Source organism: Mucilaginibacter sp. PAMB04168 (genome assembly GCF_039634365.2).
Classification (GTDB): domain Bacteria; phylum Bacteroidota; class Bacteroidia; order Sphingobacteriales; family Sphingobacteriaceae; genus Mucilaginibacter.
In genome coordinates this window covers 3,973,244-3,991,112 of sequence record NZ_CP155079.2, presented here as the reverse complement: position 1 = coordinate 3,991,112, position 17,869 = coordinate 3,973,244, and the positions used below count along the sequence as shown (strand labels likewise).

At 42.8% G+C, this 17,869-nt stretch carries 11 protein-coding genes; 7 read left to right on the top strand and 4 right to left on the bottom strand.

Annotated features, from left to right (window positions below; all coding sequences use genetic code 11):
• Positions 1–86 precede the first annotated feature (86 nt).
• Both ABDD94_RS16925 and ABDD94_RS16920 read right to left on the bottom strand, forming a co-directional pair.
• Positions 87–2,648: a TonB-dependent receptor gene (locus tag ABDD94_RS16925; protein WP_345953234.1), complete on the bottom strand. Its 2,562-nt coding sequence runs from the start codon at positions 2,646–2,648 to the stop codon at positions 87–89.
• A gap of 358 nt (positions 2,649–3,006) precedes the next feature.
• The gene (locus tag ABDD94_RS16920) at positions 3,007–5,967 is read right to left on the bottom strand and encodes a class I tRNA ligase family protein (protein WP_345953233.1); all 2,961 of its coding nucleotides are present in this window, start codon (positions 5,965–5,967) and stop codon (positions 3,007–3,009) included.
• Positions 5,968–6,613: 646 nt separating this feature from the next.
• On the opposite strand from ABDD94_RS16920, the gene dctA reads away from it, so the two are divergent.
• Complete coding sequence (gene dctA, locus ABDD94_RS16915; RefSeq protein WP_345953232.1) at positions 6,614–7,867, top strand: C4-dicarboxylate transporter DctA; 1,254 nt, start codon at positions 6,614–6,616, stop codon at positions 7,865–7,867.
• Between the two features lie 239 nt (positions 7,868–8,106).
• Positions 8,107–8,985: a succinate--CoA ligase subunit alpha gene (sucD, locus tag ABDD94_RS16910; RefSeq protein ID WP_345953231.1), complete on the top strand. Its 879-nt coding sequence runs from the start codon at positions 8,107–8,109 to the stop codon at positions 8,983–8,985.
• 172 nt (positions 8,986–9,157) lie between these two features.
• On the opposite strand, the gene ABDD94_RS16905 is transcribed toward sucD, so the two are convergent.
• Together ABDD94_RS16905 and ABDD94_RS16900 are read right to left on the bottom strand one after the other, a co-directional pair.
• Positions 9,158–9,577, bottom strand: a complete 420-nt coding sequence (locus tag ABDD94_RS16905; protein ID WP_345953230.1) for a hypothetical protein — start codon at positions 9,575–9,577, stop codon at positions 9,158–9,160.
• The gene (locus tag ABDD94_RS16900) at positions 9,574–10,131 is read right to left on the bottom strand and encodes a sigma-70 family RNA polymerase sigma factor (protein ID WP_345950918.1); all 558 of its coding nucleotides are present in this window, start codon (positions 10,129–10,131) and stop codon (positions 9,574–9,576) included. Before ABDD94_RS16900 ends, ABDD94_RS16905 begins: the two co-directional genes overlap by 4 nt.
• Positions 10,132–10,239: 108 nt before the next feature.
• Here ABDD94_RS16900 and ABDD94_RS16895 point away from each other — a divergent pair, with 108 nt between their 5' ends.
• The 5 genes from ABDD94_RS16895 to ABDD94_RS16875 all read left to right on the top strand — a co-directional run bounded on the left by ABDD94_RS16895 (position 10,240) and on the right by ABDD94_RS16875 (position 17,812).
• Positions 10,240–10,578, top strand: a complete 339-nt coding sequence (locus tag ABDD94_RS16895; protein ID WP_345950919.1) for a hypothetical protein — start codon at positions 10,240–10,242, stop codon at positions 10,576–10,578.
• Positions 10,579–10,707: 129 nt separating this feature from the next.
• Positions 10,708–13,137 carry a TonB-dependent receptor gene (locus ABDD94_RS16890; protein WP_345953229.1) on the top strand — a complete coding sequence of 810 codons (2,430 nt, stop codon included), beginning with the start codon at positions 10,708–10,710 and terminating at the stop codon, positions 13,135–13,137.
• Positions 13,138–13,282: 145 nt separating this feature from the next.
• On the top strand, positions 13,283–13,663 hold the full coding sequence (locus ABDD94_RS16885; protein ID WP_345950921.1) for a methionine-R-sulfoxide reductase: 381 nt from the start codon (positions 13,283–13,285) through the stop codon (positions 13,661–13,663).
• Positions 13,664–14,328: 665 nt separating this feature from the next.
• Complete coding sequence (locus tag ABDD94_RS16880; RefSeq protein ID WP_345950922.1) at positions 14,329–15,303, top strand: ribonucleoside-diphosphate reductase small subunit; 975 nt, start codon at positions 14,329–14,331, stop codon at positions 15,301–15,303.
• Positions 15,304–15,433: 130 nt separating this feature from the next.
• Entirely contained in the window at positions 15,434–17,812 is a 2,379-nt protein-coding gene (locus ABDD94_RS16875) for a ribonucleoside-diphosphate reductase subunit alpha (protein WP_345950923.1), read from the top strand.
• Positions 17,813–17,869 lie beyond the last annotated feature (57 nt).

Below are 17,869 nucleotides of genomic sequence, written 5' to 3'. Positions count from 1 at the left end.
AGGACTAAAAAGAAAACGCCATTCCGGATCTACGGAATGGCGTTTTCTTTAAAAGCCGTCTTGTTTCGCGGCTCTGTTGTATTTGCTTATTGACGAGGTGCACCGCCTTGGCCACCTGGGGCACCGCCCTGGTCGCCGCCTTGCAGTAAGTCGTCGTTGTTTACGCCTTTTTTCTTGGTTTGCTGACCATAAGTAACACTACCAAAGTTGTAAGTAAACGAGATACCGAATGATTGCAAAGGATATCTGATTTTCTGAGTTTGGTTTAGGTTAGGTGTATTGATCGACTGATCCAGCTTTAAGTATTTCTGGAACGGTGACAATGCGTTTAATCCTAAGGTGAATTTTTTAGCAATAATCTCTTTCTTCACACCAAAGCCAAATAAGTTAAAGGCTGGGTTTTCGCCTTGTATGGTACGGCGTGGCGAGTTAAATACACCAAAGAATTCAGTTGTCCAGCCACCTTTTATAGTTGCCGAAGCACTCAGGAACGCATTATATTGAAAATAAGTAGTGCCGGTAGCAGTTTGCTGGGTCTGATTGGCAGGGTTAACGGTTGGCCGGTAAGTATAACCATTAACACTTCCTCTGATGGTTAAAGGCTTCCACGGTGTAACCGATCCAAAAAAGCTTGCACCGAATGATTTGTTGCTACCTATGTTTTGAAAAACTGTTCTTGATGCTGATCCATTAGGGTTGCTTTCGCTTCTCAGATCGGGGTCATTAATGGTTTGAACAATGCCTTCAATCAAATTATTAGTGTACTTGTAATAAGTTGATAAGTTAATTACAGACGTTTTAATAAAGGTTGTATAGCCCAATTCAATGGTTTGGGTAACCTCCGGTGATAACTCCGGATTACCTTGTGATTGGTTTTGGTTATTAGCCTTGTTAATAAACGGATTTAAGAACTGTAAGCTTGGGCGTTGAATACGCTTGTTGTAACTTAATTTGTATGTCTGCGTGCCTTTTACGGTTTTTGACAGTATAAAGCTAGGTACAAAGGTTGTATAGCTTTGTGAAAACGGCTGAAGGTTTCTTTGAACTAAGTTAGTGGGGTCACCATCAATTTGTGTGTTTTCAACACGTAAACCTGTTTGTAACGAGTAGTTTTTAGGTAAAGTAAAGCTTAAAACTGTGTATCCGGCATAAACATTCTGGCTGTAATCATATTTGTTAGATGCCGTATCGTTAAGCGTATAAGGTCCCTGGTTAATGATCTGCCCTTGTGCGTTTATCTGTCTGAAAACGTCATAATCGCTGTTTATTTTTCTTAAAATAGCTTTACCACCAGCTTCTAGTTTAATTACCTTACTTAAAGGATTAGCATAATCAGCTTGAGCGGTATATTCATCATTAACGCCGTTGTTGCTACCTTGTTGGTTAGGGAATGCCCTTGGCGGAACGTTAAAATATTCAGAGGTATAATCTGATGCTATTTTACTATGGCTCCACTGTCCGGCAATGGTCAGTTCTTCGCCTTCTTTTTTAAATTTATGAGTGTAGTCGGCATTGTAATCAAAACCGCTAAAAGAGGCTTTATTAAAGTTGTTGCTGGTATAAGCAAAGTTTTGTGGTATAAAGCCCACCGGATTAATTCTGGTGGTTCTAAAAGAGTTGGTAGCGCCTCCGTTGGTTTCAAAACCACCGCCATTGATTCTAAGTGTGGTAGTAAAACTATTGTAGTTATTTATATCATAGCTGGCATTTACGGACCCAATAGTTCCAAAGCGCTTAGTTCTGGCGCTTGAGTTCTGAACGTTTGTGGTTGTAGTATCATTGCTTCTGCGGGCACTTTCAAAATCAACCAACGAAGTTTGAGGCCATGCGAAGTTACTGCCAATGTTAGCGCCTAAGCTAAAACGGTTCTTTTTGTAGTTGATATTAACGTTGCCATTGTTTTGACGGGTACCAACTCCACCACTTACTGAGCCGCTTAAGCCCGATACGTTTTTGCTTTTGGTAATGATATTGATGATACCGCCTGATCCTTCTGCATCGTACTTGGCAGATGGAGCAGTGATTACCTCAATACTTTTGATCTGATCAGCAGGGATGGTGCGCAATACGTCAGCCAAACTGCTTGATAGGGCACCTGATGGCTTACCATTTATCAATACACGAACATTTTGGTCGCCACGCAGAGATGGTTTACCGTCTAAGTCTACCGATACCAGCGGTACTTTACGCAGCACGTCGGTAGCGTTGCCACCAGCAGATGTTACGTCTTTCTCGGCATTGTAAACAATCTTATCCAGCTTGTTTTCAATGATGGCTGTTTGGCCGGTTACAGTAACGGCGCCCAGGGTTTTGCCACTTGGGGCAACTATAACGGTACCTACGTTGTTATCGGGTTTGCCAGGAGTGGTCTCAACCGGATCGATAGTTTTGGTTGGGTAACCAATATAGGTAACCGCAATTTTATATTTGCCCGGCGCAATATTGTCCAGTCTGAACGAGCCTTTACCGTCGGTTAGGGTACCGTTCAACACCGCTTTTCCGCCGCTGCGGTAAAGGCTTATGGTAGCATAATCTAAAGGTTTTTTAGTAACAGAGTCGATAACCGTACCTGAGATGCGACCTGTGATTTGGGCGCTGGCACTCAGCATGGTACCTATTAATGCAATTAGGGTAAAAAAACGTTTCATTTATAATGATTTTGGTAGTAAGATTGGATAAGGATTGATTTGTTACAGCCTTATCACCTATTTTTTTTAAAATATGCGTAAAGCACCTTTTGTATCACAAATGTTGCAGATTAAGCTAAAGGCATGCTGCTGTGTGGTAGAGGTGATCATGCAGCAAAGGTGCATTGCAGATTTAAAACAGCGGTATGTTTTTGGGCGAACGGTTGTTTTTGTGGCGCAAATGGTGCGAAAGAATGTATTAATGCATTTATAAATGTCATCTGGAGCAGATAGCGAGATACCTTTAAAAAGTAAGCTGATCACTTAAAAAAAGACTTCCCGCTATCAGCTCAGATGACAGTATGGAGAAGTGAAATTCTTATATCACAATATTTACGATACGGCCTTTTACTACAATTACCTTCTTCGGTGTCTTACCTTCAAGGTATTTTTGTACATCGGCATGGGCCAGTACAAGAGCTTCTACTTCTTTTGGCTCCATAGTCAACGGCATGTTGATATTTAGACGGGTTTTACCATTTACCGATATAGGATAAGCAAATTCATCTTCTACCAGATAAGCAGCGTTAAATACCGGGTAAGCAGCGTAGGATAAGGTGCCGGCTTCGTTGCCCAGTAAGGTCCAAAGTTCTTCACAAATATGCGGAGCATAAGGAGAGAGGATGATGACCATATCCTGCAATATGCTGCGCTTATTACATTTCAAATCGGTCAATTCATTTACCGCAATCATAAAGCTGGAAACTGAGGTATTGAACGAAAAACGCTCCACGTCTTCTTCAACCTTACGGATTATTTTGTGCAGTGCTTTTAGCTCCGCTTTAGTTGGCGCTTCATCAGACACCTTAAAATCCCACTGCTCATTGTGGAACAAACGCCAAAATTTGCGCAGAAATTTAAAGACGCCCTCAATACCGTTGGTGTTCCAGGGTTTACTTTGCTCCAGTGGACCTAAAAACATCTCGTACATACGCAGTGTATCGGCGCCGTAACGCTCAATCAAATCATCGGGATTTACCACGTTGAACTTTGATTTCGACATTTTCTCAACCTCTACATCGCAAATAAACTTGCTCTCGTACTGTGTATCATCATTAGGATAACTAACGCTGCCGTCTTCTAAAATCACGATAGCACCGGCGTTATCCGGCCGCCATTTACGGAAAGCAGCTACGTCAAGTGCATCATTGCTTACAATGTTTACGTCCACATGCAGCTTGCTGAACTCCATTTCGCCAAGCTCTGCACCTTCGGGAAGCAGATCTTTGTAAAAAAGTGCAATTTGCTCAATAGTATCAAAGTCGCCCTCTTTGTAAAGCTCATAAATACCTTTAGAGACATAAACTTCGGGTTTGGCAAAGTTCTCATCGGTATTTAACAGCAAGGGGTTCAGCCTATAAGTAAAGCTCGAACGACCTTGTATCATGCCCTGGTTAATGAGCTTTTTGAACGGCTCTTCCTCAACGGCTAAACCTATATCCTTCAAAAACTTGTTCCAGAAACGGCTGTACAGTAAGTGCCCGGTGGCATGCTCCGAGCCGCCAATATACAAGTCAACGTCTTTCCAGTAGTTGATAGCTTCTGTTGAAGCAAAAGTATTGGAGTTTTGTGCATCCATGTAGCGGTACCAATACCAGCTGCTGCCGGCCCAACCTGGCATAGTGCTTAGCTCATACTCGTACGCATCCTGATATTTCCAGCCGTCGGCACGGCCCAGTGGTGGCTCGCCGCTTTCAGTTGGCAGATATTTGTCTATTTCGGGCAGTATAAGCGGTAATTCGCTTTCATTGATCAGATAGGGCAAGCCGTTTTTAAAGTAAACTGGTACAGGCTCACCCCAATAACGCTGGCGACCAAAAATGGCGTCACGCATTCTGAAGTTTACCTTGGCTTTACCAGCGCCAATTTCTTCCAGTTTAGCTACAACTGCAGCAGTAGCTTCCTTATAACCTAAACCGTTAATGAAATCAGAATTAATATACTTTCCGTCCTTGGTGGGGTCGGCCTCCGTTTCGATGTTCTGAATATCGATGATAGGAACAATAGGTAAATTGAAATGCTTGGCAAACAGGTAATCTCGCTGATCGCCTGATGGAACGGCCATAACGGCACCTGTTCCGTAACCAGCTAATACATAGTCGGCAATCCACAGCTGTATCTTTTCGCCGTTTAGCGGGTTAAGTACATAGCTGCCTGTAAAAGCGCCCGACACGGTTTTAGTATCGGCCATGCGGTCCAGTTCTGATTTCTTTTTGGTTTGAGCAATATAAGCTTCCACTGTTTCTTTTTGCTCAGGCGTGGTTAAGCTTGGCACCAGTTCATGCTCGGGTGCTAGTACTACAAACGTAACACCAAAAATGGTGTCGACGCGGGTGGTGAAAACCTCTATGTAGTTGTCTGTTCTCTGTTGTGAGCTGTCAGATAAATGACCACTGTTAACTGCTAACGGAAAACGCACACTCGCGCCAACGCTTTTACCTATCCAATTGCGCTGCATTTCTTTCAGAGGCTCGGGCCAGTCAATGGTGTCCAGTCCCTGCAGCAGGCGCTCGGCGTAAGCGGTAATGCGCATGCTCCACTGCATCATTTTCTTTTGCTCAACAGGGTAGCCGCCACGTTCTGAAAAGCCGTCTTTCACCTCATCGTTAGCCAACACCGTACCCAGTGCTGGGCACCAGTTAACGGTGCTTTCGCGCAGGTAGGTTAGGCGGTATTTTAACAGTTCTGTTTGTTGCTCTTCTTCGCTCATGGCGTTCCATTCGGCAGCGGTAAAGGTTAATACCTCATCATCGCAAACGGCATTGATGCCGGCAGAGCCGTTGGTGGCAAAATGAGCAGTTAGTTTTTCAATAGCTTCTGCTTTCTCATCGGCCTTGTTGTACCATGAGTTAAACAGTTGCATGAAGATCCACTGCGTCCATTTATAATAATCGGGCGAACTTGTGCGCACCTCGCGGCTCCAGTCAAACGAAAAGCCTAGCTGATCCAGCTGACGGCGGTAAGTGGCAATGTTTTGCTCGGTTGTAAGAGCTGGGTGCTGACCGGTTTGTATGGCGTACTGTTCGGCCGGTAAGCCAAACGAATCGTAGCCCATAGGGTGCAGCACATTAAAACCCCGCAGGCGTTTATAGCGCGAAAAAATATCTGAAGCAATATAACCAAGCGGGTGACCTACGTGTAAACCGGCTCCCGAAGGATACGGAAACATATCGAGCACATAATACTTTGGCTTGGCCGATTGGTTATCGGCTTTATAGGTGTGATGGCTTGCCCAAAATTGCTGCCACTTATTTTCGATTTCTTTAAACTGATAATCCATTTCGCAGGGTCTCAACAAATAATGCGCGAAACTACGAAAAAAATCAGAAGCTACTTTTTAAGCGTATAAGTAAATTCAGCAGATAAACTGCCTGTTTTACTTTCTGCTATTCTATTTAACGAAAGCTATCTGCAAGAGATTATTAACCCGGCACTAATTGGTTTGTGCGGCCTGACGTATTAGCTGAACAGGGTAAATAGAAAATTCAGCATAACTGTAGTCCACCGCAAATTTGCTATCTGGCAAACTATTTTAGTCCGAATGTGTATGTACTGATAACTAACAGAAAATCAAAAACTTGCTTCATGCGAAAATAATTTTTATTATTGTAATCCTGAACCTGCTAATTACTTAAATGGATCTACTATCCGCCAGAAAAAGACCGGGTAAAAATGGCCGGCTACCTCTTTGTCCCGTTTGCGGGCACGAGTTTAAATATCGTGTAAAGCGCAGCCGCGTGGTAAAAATCTTGCTCTTTTGGCTAACCATGAAACGTTATTTTTGTGAACACTGCTTGGAGCGCTACTATGTTCGTAAGCCTCAGTATGCTGATTAATCTATAAAAGTTACTTCTCTAAAACGGCTTTAAGATTTACTTTAAGCAACAATTATATTTATACTTGTTGCCTAATGTCATGCCCGTTTTATGAAACGTTTACTCTCTAATCTTACTTTTCAGGTTATTGCTGCCATTTTGCTGGGCGTGCTGGTAGGATTGTATCTGCCTGAGTTTGCCCCCGCAGCACAACGTATCAGTAAAATGTTTATCAGCGTAATTAGCATGCTGATAGCCCCCATCATATTTTTTACCATAGTGCTAGGTATTGCCGGTATGAACGATATGAAAAAGGTGGGCAGAGTGGGCGGCAAGGCTTTGCTGTATTTTGAGCTGGTAACTACTTTTGCCCTTGTTATAGGTGTAACGGTTGCTAATTTAATTAAACCAGGTGCCGGCCTAAATATGCAACTCCCGACCGACCTAAGCAAGGTAGCCCAATATCAGAAGCAAGCCGGCGAGATGAACTGGGGCGACTTTTTTACACACATTATACCCAGTAATTTTATAGGTGCCTTTGCTGAGGGCGACATTTTACAAGTGCTTTTTATAGCTGTTTTGTTTGGCTTCGGGCTAAGCCGCATGGGCGGAACCGGCCAAACCTTGCTGCAAAGTTTTGATAAAATTGCCAAAGTGTTTTTTAACATGATGCATATTGTGATGAGGGCCGCACCGCTCGGAGCTTTTGGCGGCATGGCCTATACCGTAAGCACATATGGTATAAAAACATTAAAACCCTTGGCTATGCTCATGGGATCGGTTTACCTTACCATGGCGCTGTTCATTTTTATAGTGCTGAATGCCATTTGCTATTTTTTTAAATTCAGCTTGTTTAAATATCTCCGGTACATTCGCGAAGAAATATTGATTGTGCTCGGAACATCATCCTCTGAACCAGCATTGCCGCTAATGATGGAGAAGTTGGAAAAGCTGGGTTGCGCCCGTTCGGTGGTAGGACTGGTTATCCCTACGGGTTATTCCTTTAACCTGGACGGTACTACTATTTACCTATCTATGGCTACCATATTCCTGGCGCAGGTTTTTCATGTGCCGCTAACCATAGGGCAGGAGCTTACCATTATAGGTATACTCATGGTAACGTCAAAAGGTGCAGCGGGCGTAACCGGCAGCGGCTTTATCGTACTAACGTCTACACTCGCCGCCATAAAGATTATCCCGGTAGAAGGCGTGGCCCTGCTGCTGGGCGTAGATCGTTTTATGTCTGAAGCGCGGGCTATTACCAACGTAATTGGCAACGGCGTAGCTACTATGGTGATAGCCATCAGTGAGAAGGCATTTGACCGCAATAAATACGAGGCAGCCACAGCGAATAGCTCCTCATAAATATCTTAGTGAGTAGTAGGCAACAAGGCAAGGTATACGGACACTCATACACATTTCTTCTCATTCTGTGATGCTCGGCCTTCGTATGTATAGCCTGTACTTGGTGTCTGAAACCTGTACTTAGTACAAAACTGCCACTTTCGCTGCTTCGTAACCTAAGCCCCTGCTCCAAATTCTTCATTACATTCACTTGTGCCTTATTTCTTTTTTTATAGCTTTGCCGTACAAAAACTAAAACCATGAGTGTTCTCGTAAATAAAGACTCCAAAGTAATTGTACAGGGTTTTACCGGCAACGAAGGTACTTATCATGCATCGCAAATGATTGAGTACGGAACCCAGGTAGTAGGTGGTGTTACGCCCGGTAAAGGCGGTCAGCAGCACCTGGAACGCCCGGTGTTTAATACCGTTAAGGATGCGGTTGACCAAACCGGCGCCGATGTATCTATCATTTTTGTACCACCTGCGTTTGCAGCAGATGCCATTATGGAAGCTGCCGAAGCTGGTATTAAGGTAATTGTTTGTATTACTGAAGGTATACCAACCAAGGATATGATACAGGTTAAAGAGTATTTAACCGACAAAGACACTCGTTTAATTGGCCCTAACTGCCCGGGTATTATTACTGCCGATGAGGCTAAGATAGGCATCATGCCCGGTTTTATCTTTAAAAAAGGTAATGTGGGTGTGGTATCAAAATCAGGAACTTTAACTTACGAAGCGGTAGACCAGGTAGTAAAAGCCGGTTTAGGCATTACTACAGCTATTGGTATTGGTGGCGACCCTATCATTGGTACTCCAACCAAAGAAGCGGTGGAATTGCTAATGAACGATCCGGAAACACACGGTATCATCATGATTGGTGAAATTGGTGGCGGTATGGAAGCTGATGCTGCCCGTTGGATTAAAGAAAATGGTACTAAACCCGTAGTAGGCTTTATTGCCGGCCAAACCGCGCCTCCGGGCCGCAGAATGGGTCATGCTGGTGCTATTGTGGGTGGTGCTGATGATACAGCTGCAGCCAAAATGAAAATTATGGCCGAGTGCGGTATCCGCGTGGTAGAATCGCCAGCCGAAATTGGCGCTGCCATGGCAGAAGAATTGGCTAAGTTAGCGTAGCTGAAACTGCAAAGCTAAGAATAAGAGCCAAGTATGGCTTGAAACATATAAAGATCCCGGTCAACTATGGCCGGGATTTTTTGTTTGCGCTGAATTTTAAAATAAACTTTCTGATAGTATCTTGCTGCTTCAATAACAGCCGTTTCCAATCAACTACCTTACTTACCTTGGCTTAGCCAACTTGCTTTTCCTTCACCAGTTTCCAATCTAAATACTGCACCGCTATTAAGCCCAGCGCTGCAAATACAATAGCCCATTTGTAAGGGCTTATGGCATAGGCAAGCTGGGAGGCAAGAGGTGTACGGGCGTAGTAAAGCATAACAAACGTCAATATGGTGCTAAACATTACAAGTAATGCCAATAAGCCATATAATCCACGGCTTTGTGCCCGTTCCGTTTGCGCTTTTACCCGCCGCATTACCCCGGCCGAAAAGTTATAAGGCAAGCCTTTGACCGGCTCTTGTTTAAGGGCCTCAAATACCAGTTGATAGGCTTGCCATTCATTCTGCTGTTCTTGAGCCACAGGCAAATTTGCTTGGTTCAAGCTATTGTCCAGCAGCTTTTGCAGTTCATCATCATTTAGTTCTTTCATAACTGTTCGTCTTTCAGGTCCTGTTGTATTTTTTCCTTAAGCCATTTTCGCCCCCTGAAAAGGTGGCTTTTTATATTGCTTTCGGGTATGCCGGTTATCTCCTCAATTTCCTGGTAGCTAAACTCGTTTAAGTGATATAACGTAAGTACGGTTCTGTACTGTACGGGCATTTGCGCAATGAGCAGGTTAACATATTCGGCAGTGTTTTTACGGGTTAAGGTAAGCTCTGGTGTATCGTAGGTAAAATGGAAGTTCTCAATATCATCTGGGTAGTGTGTTATCCTTTCGGTTTTGTTTTTGCGTAAGTGGTTAATGGCTGTAAGGTAGGCTATACGGGCAATCCAGGTTGATAGTTTAGATTGAAACGCAAAGTTGTGCAGGCTTTTATGCACCTTTACGAACACTTCCTGGCAAATATCTTCCATGTCCTCGCGGTTGCTGATAAGCCGGTTCACTACAAAAAAGACCAGTCGCTCATATTGTTTCACCAGCAGTTCAAAGGCTTGCATATTGCCCTTTAAAATACTGGAAACGACCTCCTTTTCATTAAACATGTACAAGTAGTCACAGGTTGTGCAGTAAAGGTTGCAATTAATTTTTATAAATTGTTGCAACCCTTTGGGGCCGAGTGTTGACTACTGGGCAAATTAAAGCACAAAACCATGAGATATATTGAAAGCATAACTATTACGCTGGCGTTTTTTTTAGCGCTTGTGGTGATCATAATGGCAATACTCAATTTTATTTTAAAAATGCGTATCCTCAATTCAGATAGTAGGGATACCTATGCCTACTTTTTCAAAAAAACGAGTGACTATAAAGGAGCGGCTCTTAAATGGGCTATCATGTTGTTTTTTGCCGGATTAGGTCTTATAGTCATTCCATTTGTGCCATTGGACGAAATGGCCGTTAACTCGCCCTTGCCTTATGGTACCGAAGCTGTATTTCTGGCCATGGGCTTTTTTGTGTACTACCTGGTAGCACGCAAGCCGCAAGCTTAATCTTCTCGGTTCGGATCAGCCTGTTCCAACCATAGCTCCCAATTTATTAACCGTCAATATTTAAAAAGTGCATTTAGCCTTTAAGGGGATTGCTATGCCTTTTACTTCCAAAATTTTAAGCTAATAGAAATGAAAAACAACCTTATCACCCTGCTTGTGGCAGTTCTTATCATATGTACAAACCAAGCGGTGCAGGCGCAAAAAGCTGCGGCTTACAAAATATATGGTACAGTAATCGACTCCGCAAACAACAAGCCTGCAGACCTGATTACGGTGAATCTAAGAATTGCCGACAAGAACATTAAAACAACATTAACCGCCGTAGACGGCTCTTTTAGTGTGGAAGTAACCGAGCCACAACCCTATAAACTGGTGATAGTAGGGGTAGGATATCAAACCAGAACCATAGCGGTTGCTATTAACACGGCATCGGTCCTCCACATTAATGTAGGTACAATAGCTTTAATTAGGCAGAACACACAACTGAAAGATGTGGTGGTGGCGGGTAACAGGCCAACAATAAAGCAGGAGGCCGGCCGCATTATATATGACCTCACGGCCGATCCTGAAAGTAAGGGGAATAACCTGATGACCATGATGCGCAAAGTGCCCTTTATTTCAGTAGATGCCAGCGACAATCTTTTACTTAAGGGCAATAGCAGTTTTAAGGTATTTATTGATGGTAAGCCTTCCAATATGGTTGAGAATAACTTAAAGGCTATTTTGCAAAGTATGCCTGCTTCTACCATTGAGCGTATTGAAGTTATTACCAACCCACCAGCCAAGTATGATGCTGAAGGGCTGGCGGGAATTATTAACATAGTTACCCTGAAAAAGATAGGTGACGGATACAAAGGTACATTAAACACCAATGGCAATTATCCGGTTGGTGGGCCGGGCTTGGTTAGCAGCTTTTCGGTTAAGCAGGGCAAAGTGGGTTTTAATTTTAACGGGGGTGCTAATTATAGCCGTTCGCCCGCTGTACAGAATTTAAATAGCAGGCAAACCTTTGGCTCCAATGCTACCTTGTTAACACAAACAGGTAACCGTAAGCCTGAAAGCCGCACAGGTTATATGGGCACAGAGTTAAGCCTGGAGATCAACCCGCGTAATTTGCTCACTGCACAACTAAGTATTAATGGCTATCATTTTGATAGCGACTATAGCCAGCAATCTTTACTTGCCGGCAATACAGGCACCTTAGAAAGCTATAATCTGTATAACAATAATACGGGCAGTAATAACGGCTTCGATGTTGGGCTAAACTATCAGGCCGGCTTTAAGAGCGATAAAAGTAAGTTGCTTACCTTTTCGTACCGCTACACTAATTATGGAAGTATTCGTAACGGACAAATAGATATTGCGAACCCCGTAAATTATAACCAGGCCGACTACGAACAGGATAATAGTACACAAACCGCCGAACAAACCCTACAGATTGATTATGTACAGGGCATTAAAGCGCTGGTTATTGAAGCAGGGCTAAAAGGTATACTGCGCAAAAGTGAAAGCGATTTTCAATACCTGTTATATAATGCGGGTACCAGCAAGTTTGAGCCTTTTTCAGAATTTTCGAACCAGTTTAATTACCATCAAAACGTGTTTAGCGCATACAATTCCTACCAATATAATTTAAAAAGCTGGAGTGTTAACGCTGGAGTCCGTTTAGAAAAAACCTTTATCAATGCTAATTTTATCTCATCCGGTACTGTTATTAGTCCCAATTACTTAAACGTAGTGCCATCGGTATCGCTCAACAAAACCTTTACAGATAAAAGCAGCCTGAGCGTTGGCTATAACCAGCGTATCAAGCGTCCGGGTATAAACCGGCTTAATCCTTTTGTAGACAGGTCTAACCCTAACTATGAAAGCACCGGTAACCCAGCGTTGCAACCGGTTTTAATCAATAATTTTCAGTTAACTTATAACCTGCCTAAAAAGTTAGCCGTTACCATGGGGCTGAGTTATTCTTTTATAAATAACATCGATCTAAGGGTTTATATAACAGATCCGGCTACTGGCATTACCCGTAGTACCTATCAAAACATGGGTAAGGCAAGTAATTTAAATCTCGATTTTAACCTCAGTTACCCGCTTACACAACGCTGGAACCTGAGCGCTAATGGCAACCTGGCCTACTTTAACGTTATGGGCGTGGTAGACAATGCCGAAATCGAAAATAAAATGCTGACTCGAAATGTTACAGTTTCTACCAGTTATAAGCTGGATAGGGGCTGGCGTTTAAATGCCGGTGCCGTAAATATTGGCCGTAACATTACCGACCTGCAAACCAAAGCTAACGGATTGTTACATACAAGCTTTAGCGTTAATAAGGAGCTGATTAAAAATAAACTGAACTTTGCAGCCGTGATCAATAATCCATTTACCAAATACCGCAATAACGAGCAAAGAACCATAGGGGCAAACTTTACGCAATTGAATATTACCCGCGATTATTTTCGCAGTTATAGCGTAAGCCTTAATTATAACTTTGGCGAGTTAAAGAGTAACATTAAAAAGAATATAAGAGGGATAAAGAATGACGACGTTTCGAACTGATAAAATTGTTGGCTGTGACGTTGGTCAGGCTCGCGTCAATAAGCAACCATTGCAAACCAATCAAGTCAAATATTAGTATATTAGGTAGTCACTGCAAAACTTTTCAATTAGTGCAATCAAAACAATCGGTGACGTGATAAATAAAATGGAAGACAAAAAATATAACGAGTTAACACCTGCCGAAGAATACGTAATATTACATAAAGGTACCGAGCGCCCTTTTACCGGCGAGCTTTTAAATAATAAGGCGCAAGGCCTGTATGTATGCCGCCGTTGTGATGCGGCCTTGTACCGTAGCGAGGATAAATTTGAATCGTTTTGCGGCTGGCCAAGTTTTGATGATGAGATACCCGGAGCAGTTACCAAAGAGACGGATGCTGATGGCCGCCGTACGGAAATACTGTGCTCAAACTGTGGTGCGCATTTAGGCCACGTGTTTACGGGCGAGCGTTTTACCCCTAAAAATACCCGTCATTGCGTCAACTCTATCTCGATGAAGTTTGTACCACTTAACGAGGCTAAATAATTTTTAACTACGATATCGAAAGCCCTGTTAAGCTTATAGTTTAACAGGGCTTTTTGTGGTTATAGAGTACCGGTTGCCTTTGGTAAATAAGCGTTACCATTTGTCATCCAAATGTATGTGTTGCACTATGGTTTTAATTGCACGGGTTTAAATGTTTACTTGAAATTCTTAAGAGTAAAAATATTAAACTAAATAATTATTAATTCGCGTAAAGCATCATGTATTACTGCTTCTTACCTACTATGCACATTATTTTAAGTGAGCTTTTTGTTGAGGAAAATTATGTACTTGATGCTTTTATGCCCTTAAATTGCTGATTTACATAACCCTTGAATGTAGGTAGCTTTTCGGCAAAAATAGTTCCCTACACTGATGTTGATAACTATTTGGGGCATGTGAAAAACTACGTTAAACCACCATGAAATCCAAACGTAGTTAGTATGTACATTTGATACCATGAGTTCTTCACAGAATTCATCACAGTTATCGGCTGTCTCCGGTAAAGCAAGGGTAGTTAGGCAATCTAAGTCTGCTGGCCCCGAAATGTGCAGGTGAAGTAACTAAAAACCACCACTATACAGCAAACACAATAACCTGATTAACAGTTGGGCGGCTGGGTTGGCTGTCGGTATTTGAGAGAGAAATAAGATATTAAAAGGATGAATATGAGCCAGGAAAACGAAGTATTATTAAAAGAGAACAAAGACCGTTTTGTTATCCTGCCGATCAATTACCCGGCAATTTGGGAGATGTACAAAAAGCATGAAGCCAGCTTTTGGACAGCAGAAGAAATTGATCTATCAGACGACCAAAAGCATTGGGATGGTCTAAACGATGGCGAACGTCACTTTGTATCGCATGTGCTTGCTTTTTTTGCGGCCAGCGATGGTATTGTGAATGAAAACCTGGCCGTAAACTTTATGAGCGAGGTACAGGTGCCAGAGGCGCGTTGTTTTTACGGTTTCCAGATCATGATGGAGAATATCCATTCAGAAACCTACGCCTTACTGATTGATACGTATGTTAAAGACCCGGTAGAGAAAGATCGTTTATTTCATGCTATTGACACCGTGCCTTGCGTGGGTAAAAAAGCGCAATGGGCTTTAAAATGGATCAATAACGGAACCTTTGCTCAACGCCTGGTTGCTTTTGCTGCCGTAGAAGGCATCTTCTTTTCCGGAAGTTTCTGCTCTATCTTTTGGTTAAAAAAACGTGGCTTAATGCCGGGCTTAACCTTCAGTAATGAATTGATCTCTCGCGATGAAGGTATGCATTGCGAATTTGCCTGTTTGTTGTACTCAATGTTAGAGAATAAATTGAGCAAAGAAGAAGCTACCGGAATCATTACTGAGGCTGTAGAAATTGAAAAGGAATTTATTACCGATGCGCTGCCAGTTAGATTAATTGGTATGAATGCCGACTTGATGAGCCAGTACATTGAGTTTGTGGCAGATCGCTGGTTACAGGAACTAGGATATGACAAAGTGTACAACGCTACCAATCCGTTCGATTTTATGGAAATGATATCATTGCAAGGCAAAACCAACTTCTTTGAAAAACGCGTTGGCGATTATCAAAAGAGCGGTGTACTTAACGCGCAACCTTCGGGTCAGGCATTTTCATTGGATGAGGATTTTTAAGAAGCGCTATCAAGTACCTAGCATCAATTATCACGATTAACAACATCATAAGTAATTAACAATATTCAACATAAGCAGCTAGTAAAAGTGTCCATACTTAATATTAGCTACTAAATAATAAAACATCGCCATGTTTGTAATTAAAAGAGACGGAAGAACGGAGTCGGTAAAATTTGATAAAATTACCGCGCGTATTGAAAAATTATGCTACGGCCTAAACCCGCACCTGGTTGACCCGGTAGATGTGGCCCGCAAGGTAATTGAAGGTTTATACGACGGAGTAACCACTTCCGAACTGGATAACCTGGCTGCAGAAACTGCTGCATCACTAACCACTAAGCATCCCGATTATGCTTTGCTAGCTTCGCGTATAGCAGTATCAAACCTGCATAAAAACACGGTTAAGTCGTTTAGCGAAACTATGCGTAAGCTTTATAATTACAAAGATCCTAAAACCGGCAGAAACGCATCTTTAATAGCCGATGATGTTTGGGATGTAATTGAAGCCAATGCCGATGTATTAGACAGCAGCATTATTTATGATCGCGACTTTGGTTTTGACTATTTTGGTTTTAAAACCCTTGAGAAATCATACCTGTTAAAGTTAGACGGCCGCATCGCCGAGCGTCCGCAGCATTTGTTCATGCGTGTATCGGTAGGTATCCACAAAGAGGATATTGATAGCGCTATCAAAACATACAACCTGATGAGTGAGCGTTGGTTTACGCATGCTACACCAACCTTGTTTAATGCAGGTACGCCAAAACCTCAAATGTCATCATGCTTTTTATTAACCATGAAAGATGATAGCATTGAAGGTATTTACGATACGCTTAAACAAACTGCACAAATTTCACAAAGTGCCGGCGGTATTGGTTTAAGCATTCACAATGTACGTGCAACCGGTTCTTACATCAGCGGTACTAACGGTACCAGCAACGGTATTATCCCAATGCTGCGTGTGTTTAATGATACTGCCCGTTACGTTGACCAGGGTGGTGGCAAGCGTAAAGGAGCTTTCGCTATTTACCTGGAACCATGGCATGCTGATGTTTTCGAATTTCTTGACCTGCGCAAGAACCACGGTAAAGAAGAAATGCGCGCACGCGATCTATTCTATGCCCTGTGGATTTGCGACTTGTTCATGAAACGTGTAGAAGCTAACGAAGATTGGAGCTTATTCTGCCCGCATGAAGCACCAGGCCTGGCCGAGTGTTTTGGTGCAGAGTTCGAAGCTTTGTATACTAAATACGAAAATGAAGGCCGTGCACGCAAAAAAGTAAAAGCACAAGAACTTTGGTACGCTATATTGGATTCACAAGTTGAAACCGGTACGCCTTACCTTTTATATAAAGATGCGGCTAACAGCAAATCAAATCAGCAAAATTTGGGTACCATTAAAAGTTCAAACTTATGTACCGAAATTATGGAGTATACCTCCGCTGATGAGGTAGCTGTTTGTAACCTGGCGTCGCTGGCATTACCGCGCTACGTAATAAACGGTAAGTTTGATCATGAAAAATTATATGAAGTAACCTATCAGGCTACTTTAAACCTGAATAAGATCATTGACCATAACTACTACCCGGTTAAAGAAGCCGAGTATTCTAACCTGCGTCACCGTCCTATTGGTTTAGGTGTACAAGGTTTGGCAGATACGTTCATTTGCCTGCGTATGCCATTTGAAAGTGACGAGGCCAAGCAACTGAACAAAGAGATTTTTGAAACCATCTACTTTGCAGCCATGACGGCTTCAAAAGACCTGGCTATTAAAGATGGTGCTTACGAAACATTTAAAGGCTCGCCACTTTCTGAAGGTAAGTTTCAGTTTGACCTGTGGGGTGTTAAACCTGCCAGCAGCCGCTGGGATTGGGAAAACCTACGCTTGGATGTAATGAACCATGGCGTGCGTAATTCCCTGTTGGTAGCGCCAATGCCCACAGCATCAACATCGCAAATTTTGGGTAACAACGAGTGCTTTGAGCCTTATACCTCAAATATTTATACCCGCCGTGTATTAAGCGGTGAGTTTGTGATTGTGAACAAGCACCTGTTACGTGACCTGGTTGACCGCAACCTTTGGAACGGTAACATTAAAGATCAGATCATTACCGCAAACGGATCAATACAGGGCATTGCCGAAATTCCGGCCGACTTGAAAGAACTGTACAAAACAGTTTGGGAGATCAAAATGCGTAACATCATTGATATGGCTGCCGACCGTGGCGCTTACATTTGCCAGTCGCAATCGCTTAACTTGTTTATCAATGCGCCAAATGCATCTAAGTTAACATCGATGCACTTCTATGCCTGGAAAAAAGGTTTGAAAACTGGTATGTATTACCTGCGTACACAGGCAGCATCGCAAGCAGTTAAGTTTACAGTAGAAAACCAAGGCGGCAAAAACATGGATCCGGTTATTCCGGCCCAGGTTGCCACCGTTGCAGATGATGTGCCAGCCGGCCCAACCTGCTCAATGGAAGAAGGCTGCGTAACCTGCTCTGCATAAGCACAACCTCTTACAATAAATGACTAAGCCCTGAAGTATTATTACTTCAGGGCTTTT